The sequence below is a fragment of the Plantibacter sp. 2H11-2 genome (assembly GCF_050031945.1).
GTDB classification, from domain to species: Bacteria; Actinomycetota; Actinomycetes; order Actinomycetales; family Microbacteriaceae; genus Plantibacter; species Plantibacter auratus.
The window spans coordinates 359,533-378,180 of record NZ_JBNBBL010000002.1 but is presented as its reverse complement, the minus strand read 5'-3'; the positions used below and the strand labels follow the sequence as shown (position 1 = coordinate 378,180).

Genomic DNA, 18,648 nt, shown 5'->3' with positions numbered 1-18,648 from the left:
GACCGCCGGCTAGGCGCGGTCGGCCTGCTTGCCCAGGTAGCGGTCCGAACCGTAGCTGAGGATGAAGAACCCGATCAGCTGGAACAGGACGAGTCCGAAGATCCGGAACACCGTGCTCTTGTCGAACTGCTTGCCGATGTGCCATCCGACGATCCACCCGAACACGATGTTCACGAGCGGGATGAAGTAGAGGATGGTCGCCGCACCCGTGAAGCCGGCGAGCTTCACGACGACGTACCAGTTGTAGATCGGGATGATCGCGGTCCAGCCGGAGCGGCCAGACTTCTCGAACATCCCCCAGACGGAGGCGACGAACAAGGCGTAGCCGATGATGCCGCCGAAGACGTTGGCGGGGGCGTTCATGAACTCGATGGCGGCACGACCGTTGTCGTCAGCGGCGAGCAGGATGGTGTCGATCACGGTGGTGGCGCTCCTTGTCGTCATCGCGGTCGACCGACCGCCTCATCCGACGAATGTAGCGCGCGGGTCGCACCCCGGACCAGCGGGTGTCCCGCAGACGCTCAGACGGCCCGGGCGGTGCGGGCGGCGTGCACGAACGAGCGGATGAGCTCCGGCGACTTCACCCCGCGCGAGGACTCGACCCCGCTGGACACGTCGACCCCCCAGGGCCGGAGTTCCGCGATGAGGCCCTGGACGTTCTCCGGCGTGAGACCGCCGGCGAGGATCCACGTGCGGGTGGGTGGGTTCGCCACCAGGGCGATCGTGTCGAAGGTCTTCCCGGCTCCCGGGTCAGGTGCATCGAGGAGCAACAGCTCCTCGGCGTAGGCGGCGCGCTCGGCGGCGTTCTCGGAGGCGTAGTGCACCGCCGAGGTCGCCCGGAGCGTCCGCCATCCCATCGCCTGCAGCTCCTGGAACGCCTCGGGTGGTTCGTCACCGTGGAGCTGGACAGCCTGCACCCCGGCAGCACCGGCGATCCGCGAGACCTCCTCGACCGACTGGCGCCGGAAGACGCCGACCGTGAGCACCGACTCGGGGACGTCGGCGAGCAGCGAGGCGACGCGTTCGGGCTCGACGGTCCGGGGCGACCCCGGCGCGAAGACGAATCCGATCGCGTCGACTCCGGCGTCCACCGCCGCAGCGACGTCGGACGCCTCGGACAGACCGCACACCTTCACCCACATGGGGACCACGCTACCCGGCCGCACGGATCACTCCGCCGTCGGGACGAGGACGTCCGGGGTGGCGACGGCCGGCAGCTCGACGCGGAACACCGTCCGTCCTGGTGTGCTCTCACACCTGACCGTGCCGTGGTGCGCGGCCACGACGGCGTGCACGATCGCGAGCCCGAGGCCGGTGCTCCCGGTGGCCCGGGAGCGGGAGTCGTCACCGCGGACGAAGCGCTCGAAGAGGTTGGGCTGCAGCGCAGGGTCGATGCCGGGGCCGTCATCCGACACGGTCAGCACGGCGATCTCGCCCGCAGGACCGCTCTCGACCGCCAGCCCCGTCCGCACGGTCGTCCCGGCGGGCGTGTGGGTCCGCGCGTTGGCGAGCAGGTTGACGATCACCTGTTGCAGTCGGGACGCGTCACCCGTGACGAGGACGGGCTCCTCGGGGAAGTCCAGTTCGAACACGTGGTCCGGCCCGGCGACATGGGCGTCGCCGACGGTGTGGATGACGAGTTCGGTGAGGTCGACGGGGCGCTTCGCGAGTTCGCGTCCCTCGTCCAACCGCGCCAGCAGCAGCAGGTCCTCGACGATCGTGGTCATGCGACCGGCCTCGGAGCGGATCCGGCCGAGGGAGTGGGTGACGTCCTCCGGCAGCGCGTCCGACTTCCGGGCGGCGAGTTCCGAGTATCCGGCGATGGACGCCAGCGGGGTCCGGAGCTCGTGGCTCGCGTCCGAGACGAACCGGCGCACCTTGTTCTCGCTCGCCTGCCGGGCGTTCAGCGCGGACGAGACGTGCCCGAGCATGCGGTTGATCGCCGATCCGACGCGTCCGACCTCGGTGCGCGGGTCGGTGTCGGACTCCGGTACGCGGACGGCGAGCGCCACCTCACCGCGGTCGAGGGGCAGTTCGGCGACGACCGCGGCCGTCGCGACGACCCGGTCGAGCGGGCGGAGCGAGTACCGCACGATCGCGAACGCGGCCAGCCCGGCGAGCAGCAGGACCACGACGCTCATGATCGCGATGAGGGTGACGAGCTGCATGACCGTCGACCCGACCTCGGCGAGCGGCAGCCCGATGATCCTCGTCGCGCCGCTCGCGTCGGTGACGGCGACGACGCGGTAGTCGCCGAGGTGCTCCCCGAGGTTGATGGTCGACGGTCGGTCACCGGCCGACACCGTGAGGATCATGGCGTCCTGACTCTCGGTGCACGGGACCGTGCTGCCGTCGGCGTTGAGGTATCCGGCGCTGACGATGGTGCCGTCGACGACGATCGCCCCGAGTGCGCCGGGGCCGAGGCCCGGAGCGCCGATGAAGGCGGGCGGCTCGCGCGTGCCCGAGCCACCGCCGTAGCCGTCCGGGATCGCGGCGTCGGGGATGGACTCCGGCGTGGGGAGTTGACCGTTGCGACCGTAGTCGACGATCCGCTCGGCGGCCTTCGTGAGCTGGTTGTCGACGCCCTCGGTGAGGAGGCCGCTCACCGCTACCGCGCTCGCGACTCCGACGACGGCGCTGCCGAGGGCGAGGAGCCCGACGACGACGACCATGAGGCGTCGACGGAGCGTCCACGGAGCGCGCTTGGGGTGGGTGGAGTCGGTGGTCGTCGCTGCCGGGTCGGTGACGGGGGCGCTCGTGGTCACGAACCGACCGTCGGGATCTTCAACATGTAGCCGGCGCCGCGCACGGTGTGGATCATGGGCTCGCGCCCGGCGTCGATCTTCTTCCGCAGGTAGGAGATGTAGATCTCGACGACGCTCGCACGACCGCCGAAGTCGTAGCTCCACACCCGGTCGAGGATCTGGGCCTTGCTCAGCACCCGGCGCGGGTTCCGCATGAGGAACCGCAGCAACTCGAACTCGGTCGCGGTGAGTTCGATGGGCTCGCCGTCGCGCGTCACCTCGTGGCTGTCCTCGTTCAGCACGAGGTCGCCGACCACGATGTCCGGGCCGGACTCGTCGGCGGCCAGCAGGGTCGAGCGGCGGATGAGCCCGCGCAGCCGGGCGACGACCTCCTCGAGGCTGAAGGGCTTGGTCACGTAGTCGTCGCCGCCGGCGGTGAGGCCCGCGATGCGGTCGTCGAGCGAGTCCTTGGCGGTGAGGAACAGGACGGGGACGTCGCTCCCCGAGGTCCGCAGGCGGTTCAGCACCTGCAGGCCGTCCAGGTCGGGCAGCATGATGTCGAGCACGATGGCGTCCGGGCGGAAGTCGCGGGCGGTCGTGAGGGCCTCGCGGCCGTCGGCGGCGGTCCGGATCTCCCAGCCCTCGTAGCGCAGGGCCATCTGCAGGAGGTCCGTGAGCGTCGCCTCGTCGTCGACGACGAGCACTCGGACGGCGGTGCCGTCGGCCCGTTTGAGTGCGCTTCGCGCGGCACCGGGCGCCTGGGTCGGGATGTTCACGGGTTCAGTATTCGCCTCCGCCCTATGAGCTGTCTATGAACCGACCAGACGGATGCTGTGCCCTCCCCGAGCCGGCGAAGCGCCCGCATCGACCTGGGCCGATTCATAGCATCGCCGAGGCGCAGGCCAAGCGGGCCTCCGTAGCGTCCGGTCCAAGTCATCCGCGACGTGCGGATCGTCGGCGTCGTGCAACGGGGACGCCGGCACGTGCACCAGAGCAGAAGGAAACGCAGACATGTTCGGAACCTATCTCCGGCGGGAACTCGTCGGTCGTCGCAAACAGACCATCATCATCGCCATCGGGATGGCACTCGCCATCGCCCTCGTGATCATCGTCAACTCGGTCGCAGCCGGCGTGAAGACCGCGCAGGCGTCGGTGCTGGAGTCCGTCTACGGAGTCGGAACGGACATCACCGTCAGTCAGGCCGCCGAGGCACCGACGGAGGGCAGCGGCCCCGGCCAGAACTTCGACTTCGGCTCGGGCGACGGGTCGACGAGTGACGGCACGACGACCGTCAACCAGTCGCGGCTCGAGGCGGCGCGCGGCACCTCGACCTTCGACGCGACGGCGCTCGGCACGATCACCGACGTCGCCAACGTCGAAGCCGCCGCAGCCACCCTGTCGCTGACGAACACGACCTTCACGGGCGAGCTGCCCGACTTCTCGCAGGCGCAGGGATCCGACGGTACGGCAGGCGTGCCCGGCGGTGACACGACCGGCGCGACCCCGCCGCAGGGCGGTCCGGACGGCGCAGGCGGGAGCTCCTTCGGCGTCGACTCCTTCACGGTCCTCGGTCTCGACCCCTCGAGCGACGCCGTCGGTCCGCTCTCGGCCGTCACCCTCAGCGACGGTCGCTCGCTCGCAGCCGACGACACGGGCACGGACGTCGCCGTCCTCGACGCCTCCTACGCGACCGAGGCCGGGATCGCCACCGGCGACACGATCGACATCGCGGGCACCACGTTCAGCGTGGTCGGCACGGTGACCGCCTCCGGAGCCGACGCCACGACCGCCTCGAACGTCTACATCCCCCTCGACGTCGCGCAGACGCTCGCCGGACTCGACCGCCAGGTCAGCGACGTGTACGTGCAGGCCGCCTCGTCGACCGACATCACACAGGTGCAGACGGACATCGAGACGGCACTGCCTGACGCGACCGTGAGCACGCAGGAGGACCTCGCGTCCACCGTGTCCGGCTCGCTCGCCTCGGCGTCGACGCTCGTGTCGAACCTCGGCACCTGGCTGTCGCTCATCGTGCTCGCCGCCGCGTTCCTCATCGCGATCCTGTTCACGATCTCCGGAGTCACGCGCCGCACCCGCGAGTTCGGCACGCTCAAGGCGATCGGCTGGAGTGACCGGCGCATCGTCGGCCAGGTCGCCGGTGAGTCCGTCGTGCAGTCGCTCATCGGCGGCGCCGTCGGTGTCGCGGTCGGCCTCGCCGGCATCCTCGTCGTGAACCTCGTCGCTCCGACGCTCAGCGCGGCGGCGACGACCTCGGCCGGTGGCGGACTCGGCGGCCCGGGCGGTGCCGCGGGCATGCCGTCGGATGCGGCGGCGGGAGCGGCCGGTGGGTTCGGCGGCGCCCCGGGCGCTGCGGCCGCGACCACCACCGACATCGTCCTCCAGGCTCCCGTGACCGCGTGGATCATCGTCATCGCCGTCGGGATCGCCATCCTCGGCGGGCTCCTCGCCGGTGCCATCGGCGGGTGGCGCGCCTCACGACTGCGCCCGGCCGAGGCGCTCCGCTCCGTCGCCTAGGCGACGCACCAGACGCCGCCGGGTGGTCGTCTCCCCCGCGACCACCCGGCGGTCCCCCTCCTCACTCCAGCCAGCAGAACGAAGGACCCCATGTACACGATCACCGGCCTCACCAAGCAGTACCGCCAGGCGAAGCGCTCCGTCACGGCGCTCGACGGCGTCGACCTCGACATCCCCGACGGACAGCTCGTCGCCATCCAAGGTCCGACCGGCGGCGGCAAGTCGACGCTCCTCCAGATGCTCGGCGCGCTGGACCGACCGACCGCCGGCAGCATCTCCCTCGCCGGCGACGACCTCTCGACGCTCAGCGAGACGAAGCTCGGCAGGATCCGCGCCACGGAGATCGGCTTCGTGTTCCAGGGGTTCAACCTCATCCCGACGCTGACGGCACAGGAGAACGTCGAGATGGCCCTGGTCCCGATCGGGACCCCTCGGGCCGAACGCGAGACCAGGGCTCGGGCGGCGCTCGCGTCCGTCGGACTCTCCGAGCGGGGATCGCACCTCCCCGCCGAGTTGTCCGGCGGGCAGCAGCAGCGGGTCGCGATCGCCCGTGCGCTCGTCAAAGAGCCCGAGGTGCTGCTCGCCGACGAACCGACCGGCAACCTCGACGAGGAGACCCGCGACGAGATCATGGACCTCCTCGAGGGTCTGTGGCGCGACCGCGGGCTCACGGTCATCGTGGTGACGCACGACACCGCGGTCGCCAAGCGCGCCGAGCGTCGTCTCCACATCGCGAACGGGAAGCTCAAGGACGTCACGACTCGGCGCTGATCGGCCACTCGGCAGGCTCGGGGAGCGGCTCACATCCGCTCCCCGAGCCACCTACACCCTGTCGAAGGGCCACGGGAATACCCCGTCGTCGTGATTGGTTGACACTGATCAACTACTTCTCATATAGTTGACGCATATCAACTAGCTGACGTCATCACGATCGCGGAGCCCATGTCACACACCACTTCAACACCCGCCACGCCCGCTCGCGCGGACAACGGCATGACGCATCGCCAGGTGCTCGAGGCCCTCTCCGGCCTCCTCCTCGGCATGTTCGTGTCGATCCTCGCCGGAACCGTCGTCTCGACCTCCCTTCCCCGGATCATCTCCGACCTGAACGGCGACCAGACGGCGTTCACCTGGGTCGTCACGGCCACGTTGCTCGCCACCACCGTCTCGACGCCCATCTGGGGCAAGTTCGCCGACCTCTTCAACCGCAAGCTGCTCATCCAGCTGGCGCTCGGGATCTTCGTCCTCGGCTCGGCGCTCGCGGGCTTCTCCCAGGACACCGGCACGCTCATCGGCTTCCGCGTCCTACAGGGCCTCGGCGCCGGTGGTCTCACGGCGCTCAGCCAGATCATCATGGCCGACATCATCAGCCCGCGTGAGCGTGGCCGGTACATGGGCCTCTTCGGTGCGGTCATGGCGGTCGGCACGGTCGGCGGCCCGCTCTTCGGCGGCCTCCTCACCGACTCGCTCGGCTGGCGCTGGAACTTCTTCGTCGGCGTCCCCTTCGCGATCGCCGCGATCTTCCTCCTGCAGCGCACGCTCCACCTCCCGAAGCGGAACGTCGGCAAGGTCAAGATCGACTACCTGGGCGCCGCCCTCATCGCCGGCGGCGTCTCGCTGCTGCTCATCTGGGTCACCCTGGCGGGGACGCAGTTCGAGTGGGCGAGCTTCACGACGCTCGTCATGGTGGGCATCTCCGTCCTCCTGCTCGCCGCCGCGGTCATCGTCGAGATCAAGGTCGACGAGCCGATCATCCCGATGTCGCTGTTCAAGAACCGCACCTTCACCCTCGCGGTCGTCGCGAGCATCTCGGTGGGTGTGGCGATGTTCGGCACCTCGGTGTTCCTCAGCCAGTACATGCAGCTGGCGCGTGGAGCGACGCCGACCGAGTCGGGCCTGCTGACGCTCCCGATGATCGGCGGCCTCCTGATCGCCTCCATCGTGGTCGGGCAGTTCATCTCCCGCTTCGGCCACTGGAAGCCGTACCTCATCGTGGGTTCGATCCTCCTCACCGTCGGCCTGTTCCTCATGAGCACGATCCACTACGACTCGAACTACCTGCTCGTCTCCGTGTACATGTTCGTCCTCGGCGCCGGTGTCGGCATGGTCATGCAGAACCTCGTGCTCGTGGTCCAGAACGACGTCCTGCCGCAGCAGCTGGGTACGGCGAGCGCGGGTGTCGCGTTCTTCCGCAGCCTCGGCGGCACGATCGGCGTCTCGGTCATGGGCTCGGTGCTCGCGACGAAGGTCACCGACATGCTCTCCGACCGACAGGACGACCTGCAGGCGGCAATCGTCGCCCTCGGTGCTCCCGGCGCCAAGATCGCCGAGACGCTCTCGAGCGGCACGATCCCGAAGGTGAGCACGCTGCCCGAGTCGGTGCGGACCATCATCGAATCCGTCTACGGTGACGCGGTCGCCGACATCTTCCTCGTCGCCGCACCACTCGCGATCCTGACGATCATCGCCGTGATCTTCCTGCCGAACAAGAAGCTCGGTTCGAAGAACGCCGTGCAGCGCATGGCCGAGCAGGGCACCGGAGCGCCGGCCCTCGTCGGCGCGGCCACCGGTTCCGTCACGACGGCCACCGCGTCCACGTCGACCCAGTCGTTCGCGACCGGTGCGCTGGACGTGGCCGAGGCCATGATCGGTGGCGAGGCGGACACCCGACTCGAGCGAGGACGGGACGAGACCGCCGACGCCGACAGCGGCTCGGAAGCTGAGGCACACAGCCCCCGCCACGGCCGCTAGTCCGTACAATGCGAACGATGTCCATCGATCACGACGCCCAGGCCGGGCCGGCCGCTGCCGACGACGCAGCGGCCGGCACCGCGCACGACCTCGCGATCGGTGCCGTGGAGGAGCAGTTCGCGCTGCTCATCAACCGCATCCGCAACGGCATCCGCGACCGCGCCGAGCGGATCTCCCCCGGACTCCAGCCGGCCGGCTACAAGCTGCTCAGCATGGTCTCGCGCTCCGGAGCGATCCGCGCCGGTGCCCTGGCCGAGATGCTCGCGACGGACAAGAGCGCGGTGAGCCGCCTCATCCACCAGCTGGAGACGCTCGGCCTCGTGACGAGGACGCCGGACCCCGAGGACGGCCGCGCGAGCCTCGTCGTCGCGACCGCCGAGGGCGAGCGCCGGATGGAGTCGACACGGGCCAACGACCAGGCGATGCTCTACCAGCAGCTCTCGTCCTGGGACGAGGCCGAGGTGCGGCGGCTCGCCGAACTCCTCGCGAAGCTCAACGGCGCCCTCTAAAGTCCCTTTCTCAGGAGTCCCCCGGAGCGCCGGGCTTGCGAGCGAGCGACGCGCCGAGGAACTCCTGAGAACGGGCTAGCGCCAGCTGTGCTTCGGGTCGTACCCGAGGACCTGGCGGGCGTGGTCGATCGAGAGCAGCGTCCCGTTGCCGGCGATGTCGCCGGTGACGGGCACGTCCGGGAAGACCTCCGCGACGAGCTCGACGTTGTCGCGCGACATGACCGTGTCGGCCGCTGCGATGATGAACCGGTCGAACCCGGTGGCCTGGTGCTCGAGCGCGAGCCGCACGGCCTGCGCGCCGTCGCGGCCGTCGATGTAGCCCCAGAGGTTCCACTTGCGGAGGGTGGCGTCGGCGTCGAACGACGGGAACGCCGCGTAGTCGGCCTCGTCCATCACGTTGGAGAAGCGGAGGGCGATGATCTTGAGCTCGGGGTGCCACCGCGTGAGTTCGATCGCCAGCTGCTCCTCGAGGTGCTTCGAGAGCGAGTACGTCGACTCGGGTCGCGCCGCGTAGGCCTCGTCGACGGGGATGTAGGGCGGCGGGGTGTCGAACGGCAGCCCGAGGACGGTCTCGCTCGACGCCGTGACGATGTTCGTGATGCCGGCCTTGATGGCGGCGTTGAACACGTTGTAGGTGCTGAGGATGTTGTTCTGGAAGGTCGCCGTGTTCGTCGAGAGCCCCGGCGCGGGGATGGCGCTCAGGTGGACGACCGCGTCGAACCCGTCCGGCGCCTGCTCGTCGACACCGGTGAGGGCGTCGAACACTTGGCCCGCATCACGCAGGTCAATACGGACGAAGCCGTCACCCCGCTCCCCTGCCTGGTCGAAGTTGATCACCAGGTGACCGTGCTCCCGAAGGTGGCCGACCACTGTTCGCCCGAGCTTGCCCGAGCCTCCCGTCACTGCGATTCTCATGACGCCCATCCTGGTCCATCAACCCGAGATCGCGTGGACGATTGACAACTCCCCCAGGATCGGGCGACCGAAGCGGAATGGTCGACCGCCGGGTCGCGTTGGACGAGACGTGAAGCTCACCCTGTACACCTCCGCGTTCTGCGCTCCCTGCATGCAGGCTCGCGCCGTCCTGGCCGAGGTCCCGGCGCTCGTGGCCGGTGCCGTCGTCGAGGAGCGCGACGTCGCCTTCCGTGCGGCGGAGGCGGAGGCCGACGGCATCCGCTCCACCCCCACGGTCATCATCACGGCCGACGACGGCACCGAGGTGTTCCGTGCGACCGGCGCGCCCACGCTCAACCAGGTGCTCGTCGCGGCGGCGAAGGCGTTGTAGCCCTTCGACAGGCTCAGGGACCGAAGAGGCGGCTCAGGGGCCGAAGAGGCGGCTCAGGGACCGAAGAGCAGCTCAGGATCCGAAAGAGGCAGCTCAGGGTCCGGGGCTACTGGGTGCTGAACGCCGCGTCGAAGGACTGCTCGGGCAGCTTCCAGAGCAGGTTCCGGATGTATCCGACGGCCTCCTCGGCTCCGTGGAGGCGGTCCATGCCGGCGTCCTCCCACTCGATCGAGATCGGCCCGGCGTAGCCGATGCTCGAGAGGGCACGGAAGGCGTCCTCCCACGGCACGTCGCCGTGACCGGTCGACACGAAGTCCCAGCCGCGTCGCGGGTCGCCCCAGCGCAGGTGCGAGCCGACGATGCCGGCGTGACCGGTGGCCGGCCGGATCCGGGTGTCCTTGCAGTCGACGTGGTAGATCCGGTTCGCGAACTCGACGATGAACCCGACCGGGTCGACGCCCTGCCACATCATGTGCGACGGGTCCCAGTTGAAACCGAACGCCGGGCGGTGGTCGATCGCCTCGAGGGTCCGGACACTCGTCCAGTAGTCGTAGGCGATCTCGGACGGGTGCACCTCGTGTGCGAAGCGGACACCTTCGGCGTCGAAGACGTCGAGGATCGGGTTCCAGCGGGTCGCGAAGTCCTCGTACCCGGCGTCGATGACGGAGGCCGGCACCGGCGGGAACATCGCGGAGTACTGCCAGATCTTCGACCCCGTGAAACCGACGACCGTGTCGACGCCGAGCTTGCGCGCGACCCGTGCGGACCGCTTCATGTCCTCGGCCGCCCGCTGGCGCACCCCCTCCGCGTCGCCGTCGCCCCAGGTGTAGTCGCGCACGATCGCCTGGTGGCGGAAGTCGATCGGGTCGTCGCACACGGCCTGGCCGGTGAGGTGGTTCGAGATCGCGAAGACCTCGAGGCCGTGCCGGTCGAGGATGTCGAGGCGGGACTGCAGGTAGGCGTCGTCCTCATCCGCGCGCTTCAGGTCGAGGTGGTCGCCCGAGGCCGCGATCTCGAGGCCGTCGTAGCCCCAGGAGGCGGCGAGGCGGGCGACCTCTTCGAAGGGGAGATCCGCCCACTGTCCGGTGAACAGGGTCACCGGGAGGCGGCTGGCGTACTGCTTGTCGGTGGTGTCAGTCATGCGGTGATCCTCTGCTCGTCGTCGGTGGAGGTGGCGATCGCTTCCCAGCGGCCGGTTTCGGCCGCGTCGAGGACGGCCTCGGTGATGCGCGCGGTGCGGAGTCCGTCGGCGAAGACGGGCAAGCCGTCCGGCGACTGCCCGGCCATCGCCGCGTAGCTGTCGGCCACGAACGCGTTGAAGGCGTCCTGGTAGCCCATCGGGTGCCCCGAGGGGACGATGGACAGGCGTGCGGCGTCCGGGTGCAGCTGGTCGGCGTCGCGCGGCAACACCTGCGTGCCCGACCGACGGCCGAGCCAGAGCGTCTCCGGCGCTTCCTGGTCGAAACCGATGCTGAGCTCGGTCCCGGCGACCTCGAGGTGCAGCCGGTTCTTCCGACCGGGCGCGACCTGCGAGACGAGCAGCGTGCCGATGGCGCCACCCTCGAGCCGGATCACGACCGCGGCCGCGTCCTCGGTCGTGACCTCCGGAGTGTTCGCGCGCTCGGCGAAGAAGGTGCGGACCGTCGAACTGAGCTCCGTGATGCGCGCGCCGGTGATGAACTCGAGGAGGTCGACGAGGTGCGAACCGATGTCGGCGAAGGCGCGCGAACGGCCACCGGCCGCCGAGTCGACCCGCCAGTTGTCGTCGGCCTGCGCGAGCAACCAGTCCTGGAGGTACGACCCGCTGATCGTGAGCAGGGTCCCGAGGTCACCGGCGGCGACACGCGCCCGGGCCTCCCGGACGAGCGGGTGGAAGCGGTACACGAACGGCACCGTGCCGACGACACCGGCCTCGGCCGCGGCGGCGACGAGACGCTCGGCGGTCGCGGCGTCGGTCGCGAGGGGTTTCTCACAGACGACGTGCTTGCCCGCCGCGATGGCCGCGAGTGCCTGCTCGGCGTGGAGCGCGTTCGGCGTGCAGACGTGCACCACGTCGACCGAAGGGTCGGCCAGCAGCTCGTCGAGCGAGCCGTATCCACGCTCGAACCCGAGGCTCGCGGCGACCTCCCGCGAGCGTTCGGGTGTCGAGGCGACGACACCGACCAGCCGGGCACCCGCAGCGCGGGCCGCCCGGCTGTGGACGGTGGCCATGAAGCCACCGCCCACCACCGCGATGCCGGGACCGGCCACGGTCATGCTCCGAAGGTGCCGTCCGCCGGGGTCCACGACTCCGGCAGTGCGGGAGCGAGCTCCACGGTGCTGACGACGTCCACCGAGGTACGGCTCAGGCCCGACTCGGCCGTCGAGACCATGACGTCGAGCACGTGGTAGGCGAGCTCACCGGAGGCACGCTCGGGACGACCGGCGCGGATCGCCTGGGCGAGCTCGACCACCCCGGTTCCGCGACCCTGCGTCGGACCGGTCGACGGGATCGACTCGGGCTCCTCGCCACCGCCGTAGACGAGCAGGTCGCCCTCGAAGGTGTTCGGGTCGGGGACGACGAGCGTGCCGGTCGAGCCGGCGACCTCGAACTGCGTGCGGCCGAGCTTGGAGTCGAAGCTGAAGACGCTCTGCGCGAGCTGGCCGCTCTCGAACTCGAAGAGGGCGCTCACGTGCGTCGGCACCGTCACATCGAACGACTGACCGGCGCGCGGGCCGGATCCGATCGTCCGCTGCGGGAAGGCCTGCGAAGCCAGCGCGGTGACGCGGGCGATCGGACCGAACAGCTGCACGAGCGCCGTGATGTAGTACGGGCCGATGTCGAAGAGCGGACCGGCGCCGTCCTGGAACAGGAAGTCGGGGTTCGGGTGCCACGACTCCGGGCCGGGACTCTGCATGAGGGTCAGCGCGGTGAGGGGCTGGCCGATGCCACCGGCCTCCACGAGCCGGCGGGCGGATTGGATGCCGGCGCCGAGGAAGGTGTCCGGAGCCGTGGCGACGCGGAGCCCCTTCTCCTTCGCGGCGGCCAGCAGGGCCTGCCCGCTCTCACGGTCGAGCGCGAAGGGCTTCTCGCTCCACACGTGCTTACCGGCGTCGAGGATCTGCATGGCGACCTCGACGTGGACCTTCGGGATGGTCAGGTTGACGACGATCTCGATCTCGGGGTCGGCCAGGAGTTCGGCGACCGAGCCGTGGCCGGGCACCCCGTACTTCTCGGCCTGCGTCTTCGCCCGCTCGAGGTCGAGGTCCGCGACGAACCGGACGTCGAGGTCGGGGAAGGTGACCATATTGCTGAGGTACTGGTCGCTGATGACGCCGGCGCCGATGAGGCCGACACCGACCGTTCCGGTGCTGTTGCTCATGCCTGGACTCCGTTCGTGGTGAGGTACGTGAAGCTCTGCTCGAGCCCCTGGAAGATGTCGCCGTCGAACGCGTCGAACTCGACGACGCGGAGGGCCTGCGGTGCCGCGGCGAGGATGTCGAGCACCGGGACGACCCCGGCGCCCGCGGGCAGCTGCTTCAGCGTGTCGCGGGAGGCGTCGCCGTCCTTGACGTGGATGAAGCGCACACGATCGCCGATCGCAGCGAGGACGTCGACCGCGCGGCGTCCGCCGACCTCGACCCAGTAGGTGTCGACCTCGAACACGACGGCCGGGTCGGTGAGCGCGGCGAGGTGCTCGAGCGGGCTGGTGCCCGCGACGTCGCCCTCGAGCTCCCACCAGTGGTTGTGGTAGCCCACCTGGACCCCGTGACCGGCGGCGACCGCCGCCGCGGCGTTCAGCTCGTCGGCGATCGAAGCGACCGTCTCCGCCGTGGCGAAGCGCTCTTCGGCGATGGCTGGGTCGATGAGGACCTGCACGCCCTGCTCCGCCGCCGCGCCGAAGGCCGCCGACAGGTCGATGTCGTCGGCGATGACCTTGCCGTGCGCGCTCGGGGTGGCGAGGCCGGCATCGTGGATGTCCTGCAGGCTGACGCCGGGACCGAAGCCGAACGGCTCAGCCTGGCGGAAACCGATCTCGGTCAGGCGCTGCAGCGCTGCGGCACGATCCGCGGTGAGCGGCTCCCGTACCGAGTAGAGCTGGACAGAGAGTTGGGAAGTCGACACGATGCTCCTCAATGATGATGGTGTCAGGCAGCCGCTGCTGCGAGATCCAGGCTAACCACACTTCTGTCGGTGGTCAAACAAAAGTCTCCCACCGGTCGCCGCTCCCCCGGCGACGAATACCGCAGGAGTCGGAAGCGTGGGGGACAATGGAGAGGTGAACTCAGCTCTGCTCTCCCGGATCGTCGCTGACTCCAGCGACCGCATCTCGTGGTTGCGGGCTCGTTCGCGCGGGATCACCGCGACCGACGTCGCCACCCTCTCGACCCCGGCCTCGATCCAGCGGGCGGCCGACGCGAAGCTCGGCGGGACGGGCTTCTCCGGCAACGCCTTCACCGACCACGGTCGCGCCCGCGAGCCGGAGATCGCCCGGTGGGTCGCCGCGACGCACGGGATCAACCCCTCGTCGGCGCTCTTCCGGGCCGAGGTCGAACACCGTCACCTCGCCACCCCCGACGGCATCGCCGCGACCGAGCGCGGGGCCGTCGTGCTCGCGGAGATCAAGACCACGACGAAGTCCTGGCGCTCGATCCCCCGCAACTACCTGCGTCAGGTGTGGTGGCAGCAGTACGTGATCGGCGCGGAGCGGACGCTCGTCGTCTGGGAGGAGCATAAGGACTTCGTCCCCATCGACGACGAACCGCTCTGTCGATGGGTCGAGCGGGATGACGTCGAGATCGCGAAGCTTGTGGGCCTTGCGAACGCACTCATCGACGAGCTGTACCACCGCACCAATCCAGCCGCCCGGCGCCCGGTCCTCCCGGAGCCTGCGCCCGTCACTCGGCAGCTCCGGGAACCACTGCTGAGCGCCGACTTCTGACGACAAGTCGACAGAAGTCGGCCGAGGTGGTTGACTGTCGCCATGACCGAGCCGCTACGCCCCTCCCCCGGAGCACCGGGCGCCGGCGACCTCTTCCAACTCTTCCGCGGCGGTGAGGCACGCACGAAGTCGGAGTTGTGCGCCCTGACCGGCCTGGCCCGCTCCACCGTCTCCCTCCGGATCGACGCCCTCGTGGCCGCAGACCTGCTCCGTCCCGCTGGAGAGGCAGCCTCCTCGGGTGGTCGCCCGCCCGCACGGATCGCATTCAACCCGCTCGCGCGCGTCGTCGTCGCCGTCGACCTGGGGGCGACGCACGGGACGGTGGCCGTCACCGACCTGGCCGGCGCGATCCTCGCGACGAGCCGCGCGGAGCTGCAGATCGCCGCAGGACCCGAGCCCGTCCTCGACTGGGTGGTCGAAGCGGCGTCGGCCCTGCTGGCCGCTCCGCAGACCTGGACCACACCCCAGCCGGTCGCGCCCCCGGTCATCGGGATCGGGATCGGGCTTCCGGGGCCGGTCGAGCACTCGACCGGACGGCCGACGAACCCGCCGATCATGCCGGGCTGGGACCGTTTCGACGTCCCCGCCTACATCCGTCGGACCATCGACGTCCCGGTCCTCGTCGACAATGACGTCAACGTCCTCGCGCTCGGCGAGCACGCGATCTCCTGGCCGGACACCGACGACCTCGTCTACGTGAAGGTGTCCACGGGTATCGGTGCCGGCATCATCGCGGGTGGCGAGCTGCAGCGCGGGGCACTCGGTGCGGCCGGCGACATCGGGCACGTCCAGGTCCCCGTCGGCCGAGACTCCCCGCGCGCTGCGGACGACGAGCGCGACCTCGAGGCCATCGCGAGCGGGCCGGCGATCGCGACCGAGCTCCGCGCCCGCGGAATCGACGCCGTCAGCAGTCGCGACGTCGCAGCACTCATCCGCGCGGGCGACCGTACGGCCATCGAGACCACGCGGCAGGCCGGCCGGGAGATCGGTGAGGTGCTCAGTGTCGTGGTGAACCTCCTGAACCCCTCGGTGATCGTGCTCGGCGGGACGATGACCCGGGCGGGTGAACATCTCCTCACCGGTGTCCGCGAGGTGGTCTACCGCCGATCGATGCCGCTCGCCACCGGACACCTCGGCATCGTCACCTCGACGGCCGGCGAGGAGGCCGGGGTGTTGGGAGCGGCGATCATGGTGCTGCGCGACGCCCTGTCCGCACCGGCGATCGACGCGATGACTCAGCCCCGGGCGCTCGAGGCCGCGTCGACCTGACGCGCGTCCTCCAGTGCGGAACCAGGGCGCCCGACGTCGTCCGCCTTCCCGACGGCGAGGACTTCCGCCAGGCCGTACCCGACGAGCCAGAACAGGGCGATGGTCATCGCCGCGAACTCCAGCCAACTGCCGACCTGCTGCCCGACCTCCGCGAGTGAGAGCAGGCCACCGAGCCCCGCGACCACCGCGACGGCGGATCCGGCGAACCAGGACAGCCGCCGGACGGCGCGCAGCCGCGACCCGAGGGCCGACCCGATCATCGCCAGGCAGGCGAGGGCGAAGCCCAGCACGGCGAAGGAGATGTGCACCGCGTCCTGGAGCGTGAACAGCGGATTCGACGGGATCGGGCACTCGTAAGTGCAGGTCACCCGGGACGCCACGAGGAAGCACAGGCTCGACAGTCCGACGAGCAGCCAGGGGATGAGCAGCAGTCCAACCCTCGTGCGGCGCTGACCGGGCTCGCGGGACGGGACGGCTCGCTGCAGCGCCACAGCGATGCTGAGACCACCGACCGCGACCATGAGCAGTGCGGCGTTGAAGACCGGAGCCGTCACCTCGCCGGTGGCACCGAGGCCGCTCACGTAGCTGTTCTTGCCGAGGCTGAGTCGTGCGGCCCAGATCATGATCGTGGCGACCACGAGGAGCACGCCACCGATGATCGCGAACCCGAGGGCGACAGATCGGCGCCGACGGACGGCCGACGGGCGAGAGACCCGCTGGTCTGATGTGGCCCCCGTCATCCGCGGATGAGCCTCGTCCGGCTCAACGCGATGACGGCGCAGCCCATCAGGCCGATGAACCCGGCGATGGCGATCATGTAGACGACGACGGCTCCCCAGCCGCCGGGCTGCGCCGGGTTGAGGAACGGATACGGGTACCAGCCGACGATCGATCCGCGGATCATCGTGTAGACGGTCCAGACGAGGGGGAACGCGATGATCGCCCACACCTGACGCCATTCCAGGCGGGACTTGCCGGGCGTCACGATCCAGACGAGCACCAGGTAGATCGGTGCGATGAGGTGCAACACCTCGTTCGACCAACCGAGAGTGTGCCCCTGGTCGAGAGCGATGCCGCGCAGCAACAGGTTGTAGACGACGCCGGTGGTCGCCATGTAGGTCACGACGCAGCCGAGGACCAGGTTGTACCAGGCCGGATCGCGTCGCAGCCGGAAGCAGAACCCGGCACCGACCAACAGGACGATCGCACTCAGCGCGTTCGACAGGATCGTGAAGTAGCTGAAGAAGTTGACGAAGAAGTCGTCGGGCGCATCACCGAAGGACAGGGTGTAGACGAACTGGCCGACGATGGCGGCGATGATCACCCCACCCGCGATGATCCTGATGACTCCGAACAGTGCGCGCATTGCGCCACTGTATCGGAAGCACGCGCCCGAGGATCGGGTGACAGTCGGGCCGCCGTGTCCCCCGAAGAGAGGGAATCGTTTCCAGCCAATTGACACCCCCGTAACAGCGCCGACTCATTCGACGGCTTTGATGAGAACAGAGCCGGACCACGCACCGGAGCGAGACTCGTCGCCGAGCCGACCTCCGCCGGGTGGAGCTTTCGGGGGATGAACGACGAAGGAGTACTCGATGCGTCAAGGAGTCGGACACTCCTGGTCTCTGGCGACAACCGCGGACGCGGTGAAGCCGGCACCGGAGACCATGCGAGCCGCGGTGATCGACGCCGTCGGCAGCCCAGAGGTCCTCCGGATGGAGACCGTACCGACACCGCGTCCGGTCATGGCGGAGTTCCTCGTGAAGGTCGTCGCGGCCGGCGTGAACCCGGTCGACGCCAAGACCCGCGCGGGCCGGGGCGTCTCCTCTGCCATCACGGCGATGCCGGCCGTCCTCGGGTACGACTTCAGCGGCATCGTGGTCGAGTCACCGTTTGCAGCTGCCGGCCTCCTGCCCGGCGACGAGGTCTACGGCATGACGAGTTTCCCGCGGACGGGCGGCAGCTACGCCGAGTACGTCGCGGTGTCCTCCCTGAGCCTGACGCGGAAGCCGACGACACTGTCGCACGTCGAGGCAGCCGGGGTCCCTCTCGCCGCGCTCACCGCGTGGGGCATGGTCGTCGACGTCGCGAAGGCGCACGAGGGGCAGCGCATCCTCATCCACGCCGGGAGCGGCGGTGTCGGGCACTTCGCCGTGCAGTTCGCCACCTATTTCGGCGCGCGGGTGATCGCCACCGGCTCCGGTCGCAACGTCGGTTGGCTGCGCGAACTCGGCGCCCATCAGGCGGTCGACCACGAGTTGCACCGGTTCGAGGACGTCGTCGACCAGGTCGACGTCGTGATCGACCTCGTGGGCAACGCCGTGGACGACACGGGGTCGCGTTCCCTGCGGGTCCTCCGCCCTGGCGGGCTCATCATCAACGCGCCGACCGGTTCCTGGCCGACACTCGAGGAGGAGGCCCGGGCCGCGGGCGTCCGCGCGACGCGGTTCACCGTGGCCCCCGACGGCGCCACACTCGACACCATCAGCAGGCTGCTGGAGTCCGGGGACGTCAGGGTGTTCGTCGACCAGGTGTTCGACCTCGACGCCGTCCGGCAGGCCCACGTGCTTCTCGAGGGCGGTCACTCACGCGGCAAGATCGTCCTCAAGGTCGCTGACGGCTGACGACCGAGA

The 18,648-nt window shown here is 69.7% G+C and carries 19 protein-coding genes; 8 read left to right on the top strand and 11 right to left on the bottom strand.

From position 1 onward, the window contains the following. Positions 1 to 9 precede the first annotated feature (9 nt). The 4 genes from ACQG07_RS06200 to ACQG07_RS06185 all read right to left on the bottom strand — a co-directional run bounded on the left by ACQG07_RS06200 (position 10) and on the right by ACQG07_RS06185 (position 3,520). Positions 10 to 420, bottom strand: coding sequence for a DUF5684 domain-containing protein (locus ACQG07_RS06200; RefSeq protein WP_079706722.1), 411 nt, complete (start codon positions 418 to 420; stop codon positions 10 to 12). A gap of 101 nt (positions 421 to 521) precedes the next feature. Beyond that, positions 522 to 1,142 (bottom strand): phosphoribosylanthranilate isomerase, encoded by a 621-nt coding sequence (locus tag ACQG07_RS06195; protein ID WP_426737756.1) that lies wholly within the window; start codon positions 1,140 to 1,142, stop codon positions 522 to 524. Positions 1,143 to 1,169: 27 nt separating this feature from the next. Next, positions 1,170 to 2,765 (bottom strand): sensor histidine kinase, encoded by a 1,596-nt coding sequence (locus ACQG07_RS06190; protein ID WP_426737755.1) that lies wholly within the window; start codon positions 2,763 to 2,765, stop codon positions 1,170 to 1,172. Further along, complete coding sequence (locus ACQG07_RS06185; protein ID WP_124767343.1) at positions 2,762 to 3,520, bottom strand: response regulator transcription factor; 759 nt, start codon at positions 3,518 to 3,520, stop codon at positions 2,762 to 2,764. Before ACQG07_RS06185 ends, ACQG07_RS06190 begins: the two co-directional genes overlap by 4 nt. Before the next feature lie 235 nt (positions 3,521 to 3,755). Here ACQG07_RS06185 and ACQG07_RS06180 point away from each other — a divergent pair, with 235 nt between their 5' ends. From ACQG07_RS06180 to ACQG07_RS06165, 4 genes are all read left to right on the top strand, one after another. Beyond that, on the top strand, positions 3,756 to 5,279 hold the full coding sequence (locus tag ACQG07_RS06180) for an ABC transporter permease (RefSeq protein WP_426737754.1): 1,524 nt from the start codon (positions 3,756 to 3,758) through the stop codon (positions 5,277 to 5,279). A 90-nt stretch (positions 5,280 to 5,369) separates the two neighbouring features. Further along, positions 5,370 to 6,050, top strand: coding sequence for an ABC transporter ATP-binding protein (locus ACQG07_RS06175; RefSeq protein WP_411556872.1), 681 nt, complete (start codon positions 5,370 to 5,372; stop codon positions 6,048 to 6,050). A 171-nt stretch (positions 6,051 to 6,221) separates the two neighbouring features. Beyond that, complete coding sequence (locus ACQG07_RS06170; RefSeq protein ID WP_425313600.1) at positions 6,222 to 8,030, top strand: MDR family MFS transporter; 1,809 nt, start codon at positions 6,222 to 6,224, stop codon at positions 8,028 to 8,030. Positions 8,031 to 8,047: 17 nt separating this feature from the next. Continuing rightward, positions 8,048 to 8,539 carry a MarR family winged helix-turn-helix transcriptional regulator gene (locus tag ACQG07_RS06165; protein WP_192005853.1) on the top strand — a complete coding sequence of 164 codons (492 nt, stop codon included), beginning with the start codon at positions 8,048 to 8,050 and terminating at the stop codon, positions 8,537 to 8,539. A 75-nt stretch (positions 8,540 to 8,614) separates the two neighbouring features. Here the strand turns inward: ACQG07_RS06165 and ACQG07_RS06160 are convergent, their stop codons facing one another. Beyond that, positions 8,615 to 9,454, bottom strand: a complete 840-nt coding sequence (locus tag ACQG07_RS06160) for an NAD-dependent epimerase/dehydratase family protein (RefSeq protein WP_426737753.1) — start codon at positions 9,452 to 9,454, stop codon at positions 8,615 to 8,617. A 109-nt stretch (positions 9,455 to 9,563) separates the two neighbouring features. Between ACQG07_RS06160 and ACQG07_RS06155 the strand changes: the two genes are divergently transcribed. Beyond that, positions 9,564 to 9,824, top strand: coding sequence for a thioredoxin (locus ACQG07_RS06155; protein WP_159879909.1), 261 nt, complete (start codon positions 9,564 to 9,566; stop codon positions 9,822 to 9,824). A gap of 106 nt (positions 9,825 to 9,930) precedes the next feature. Here the strand turns inward: ACQG07_RS06155 and ACQG07_RS06150 are convergent, their stop codons facing one another. The 4 genes from ACQG07_RS06150 to ACQG07_RS06135 are packed head-to-tail and all read right to left on the bottom strand — an operon-like array spanning position 9,931 to position 13,929. After that, on the bottom strand, positions 9,931 to 10,965 hold the full coding sequence (locus tag ACQG07_RS06150) for a sugar phosphate isomerase/epimerase family protein (RefSeq protein ID WP_426737752.1): 1,035 nt from the start codon (positions 10,963 to 10,965) through the stop codon (positions 9,931 to 9,933). Then, positions 10,962 to 12,080 carry a Gfo/Idh/MocA family protein gene (locus ACQG07_RS06145; protein WP_124767347.1) on the bottom strand — a complete coding sequence of 373 codons (1,119 nt, stop codon included), beginning with the start codon at positions 12,078 to 12,080 and terminating at the stop codon, positions 10,962 to 10,964. Before ACQG07_RS06145 ends, ACQG07_RS06150 begins: the two co-directional genes overlap by 4 nt. Further along, positions 12,077 to 13,186, bottom strand: coding sequence for a Gfo/Idh/MocA family protein (locus ACQG07_RS06140; protein ID WP_159879913.1), 1,110 nt, complete (start codon positions 13,184 to 13,186; stop codon positions 12,077 to 12,079). Before ACQG07_RS06140 ends, ACQG07_RS06145 begins: the two co-directional genes overlap by 4 nt. After that, positions 13,183 to 13,929 carry a sugar phosphate isomerase/epimerase family protein gene (locus ACQG07_RS06135; protein WP_274500396.1) on the bottom strand — a complete coding sequence of 249 codons (747 nt, stop codon included), beginning with the start codon at positions 13,927 to 13,929 and terminating at the stop codon, positions 13,183 to 13,185. Before ACQG07_RS06135 ends, ACQG07_RS06140 begins: the two co-directional genes overlap by 4 nt. A 154-nt stretch (positions 13,930 to 14,083) precedes the next feature. On the opposite strand from ACQG07_RS06135, the gene ACQG07_RS06130 reads away from it, so the two are divergent. Together ACQG07_RS06130 and ACQG07_RS06125 are read left to right on the top strand one after the other, a co-directional pair. Continuing rightward, positions 14,084 to 14,746, top strand: a complete 663-nt coding sequence (locus tag ACQG07_RS06130; protein ID WP_426737751.1) for a YqaJ viral recombinase family protein — start codon at positions 14,084 to 14,086, stop codon at positions 14,744 to 14,746. A gap of 42 nt (positions 14,747 to 14,788) precedes the next feature. Continuing rightward, positions 14,789 to 16,015, top strand: a complete 1,227-nt coding sequence (locus ACQG07_RS06125) for an ROK family transcriptional regulator (protein WP_426737750.1) — start codon at positions 14,789 to 14,791, stop codon at positions 16,013 to 16,015. Here ACQG07_RS06125 and ACQG07_RS06120 read toward each other — a convergent pair. After that, on the bottom strand, positions 15,982 to 16,755 hold the full coding sequence (locus ACQG07_RS06120) for a DUF998 domain-containing protein (protein WP_161578663.1): 774 nt from the start codon (positions 16,753 to 16,755) through the stop codon (positions 15,982 to 15,984). The genes ACQG07_RS06125 and ACQG07_RS06120 overlap by 34 nt on opposite strands. Then, a complete protein-coding gene (locus ACQG07_RS06115) occupies positions 16,752 to 17,381 on the bottom strand; it encodes a Pr6Pr family membrane protein (protein ID WP_159879921.1) in 630 nt (209 codons plus the stop codon). The genes ACQG07_RS06120 and ACQG07_RS06115 overlap by 4 nt, the downstream gene beginning before the upstream one ends. 301 nt (positions 17,382 to 17,682) lie before the next feature. Between ACQG07_RS06115 and ACQG07_RS06110 the strand changes: the two genes are divergently transcribed. After that, positions 17,683 to 18,639 carry an NADP-dependent oxidoreductase gene (locus tag ACQG07_RS06110; RefSeq protein ID WP_426737955.1) on the top strand — a complete coding sequence of 319 codons (957 nt, stop codon included), beginning with the start codon at positions 17,683 to 17,685 and terminating at the stop codon, positions 18,637 to 18,639. Positions 18,640 to 18,648 lie beyond the last annotated feature (9 nt).

Bases quoted from the DNA above. Each gene is read 5' to 3' on its own strand.
- ACQG07_RS06195 (WP_426737756.1), bottom strand. From the start codon at position 1,142: ATGTGGGTGAAGGTGTGCGGTCTGTCCGAGGCGTCCGACGTCGCTGCG.
- ACQG07_RS06180 (WP_426737754.1), top strand. From the start codon at position 3,756: ATGTTCGGAACCTATCTCCGGCGGGAACTCGTCGGTCGTCGCAAACAG.
- ACQG07_RS06175 (WP_411556872.1), top strand. From the start codon at position 5,370: ATGTACACGATCACCGGCCTCACCAAGCAGTACCGCCAGGCGAAGCGC.
- ACQG07_RS06170 (WP_425313600.1), top strand. From the start codon at position 6,222: ATGTCACACACCACTTCAACACCCGCCACGCCCGCTCGCGCGGACAAC.
- ACQG07_RS06165 (WP_192005853.1), top strand. From the start codon at position 8,048: ATGTCCATCGATCACGACGCCCAGGCCGGGCCGGCCGCTGCCGACGAC.
- ACQG07_RS06160 (WP_426737753.1), bottom strand. From the start codon at position 9,454: ATGAGAATCGCAGTGACGGGAGGCTCGGGCAAGCTCGGGCGAACAGTG.
- ACQG07_RS06150 (WP_426737752.1), bottom strand. From the start codon at position 10,965: ATGACTGACACCACCGACAAGCAGTACGCCAGCCGCCTCCCGGTGACC.
- ACQG07_RS06145 (WP_124767347.1), bottom strand. From the start codon at position 12,080: ATGACCGTGGCCGGTCCCGGCATCGCGGTGGTGGGCGGTGGCTTCATG.
- ACQG07_RS06140 (WP_159879913.1), bottom strand. From the start codon at position 13,186: ATGAGCAACAGCACCGGAACGGTCGGTGTCGGCCTCATCGGCGCCGGC.
- ACQG07_RS06125 (WP_426737750.1), top strand. From the start codon at position 14,789: ATGACCGAGCCGCTACGCCCCTCCCCCGGAGCACCGGGCGCCGGCGAC.
- ACQG07_RS06120 (WP_161578663.1), bottom strand. From the start codon at position 16,755: ATGACGGGGGCCACATCAGACCAGCGGGTCTCTCGCCCGTCGGCCGTC.
- ACQG07_RS06115 (WP_159879921.1), bottom strand. From the start codon at position 17,381: ATGCGCGCACTGTTCGGAGTCATCAGGATCATCGCGGGTGGGGTGATC.
- ACQG07_RS06110 (WP_426737955.1), top strand. From the start codon at position 17,683: ATGCGAGCCGCGGTGATCGACGCCGTCGGCAGCCCAGAGGTCCTCCGG.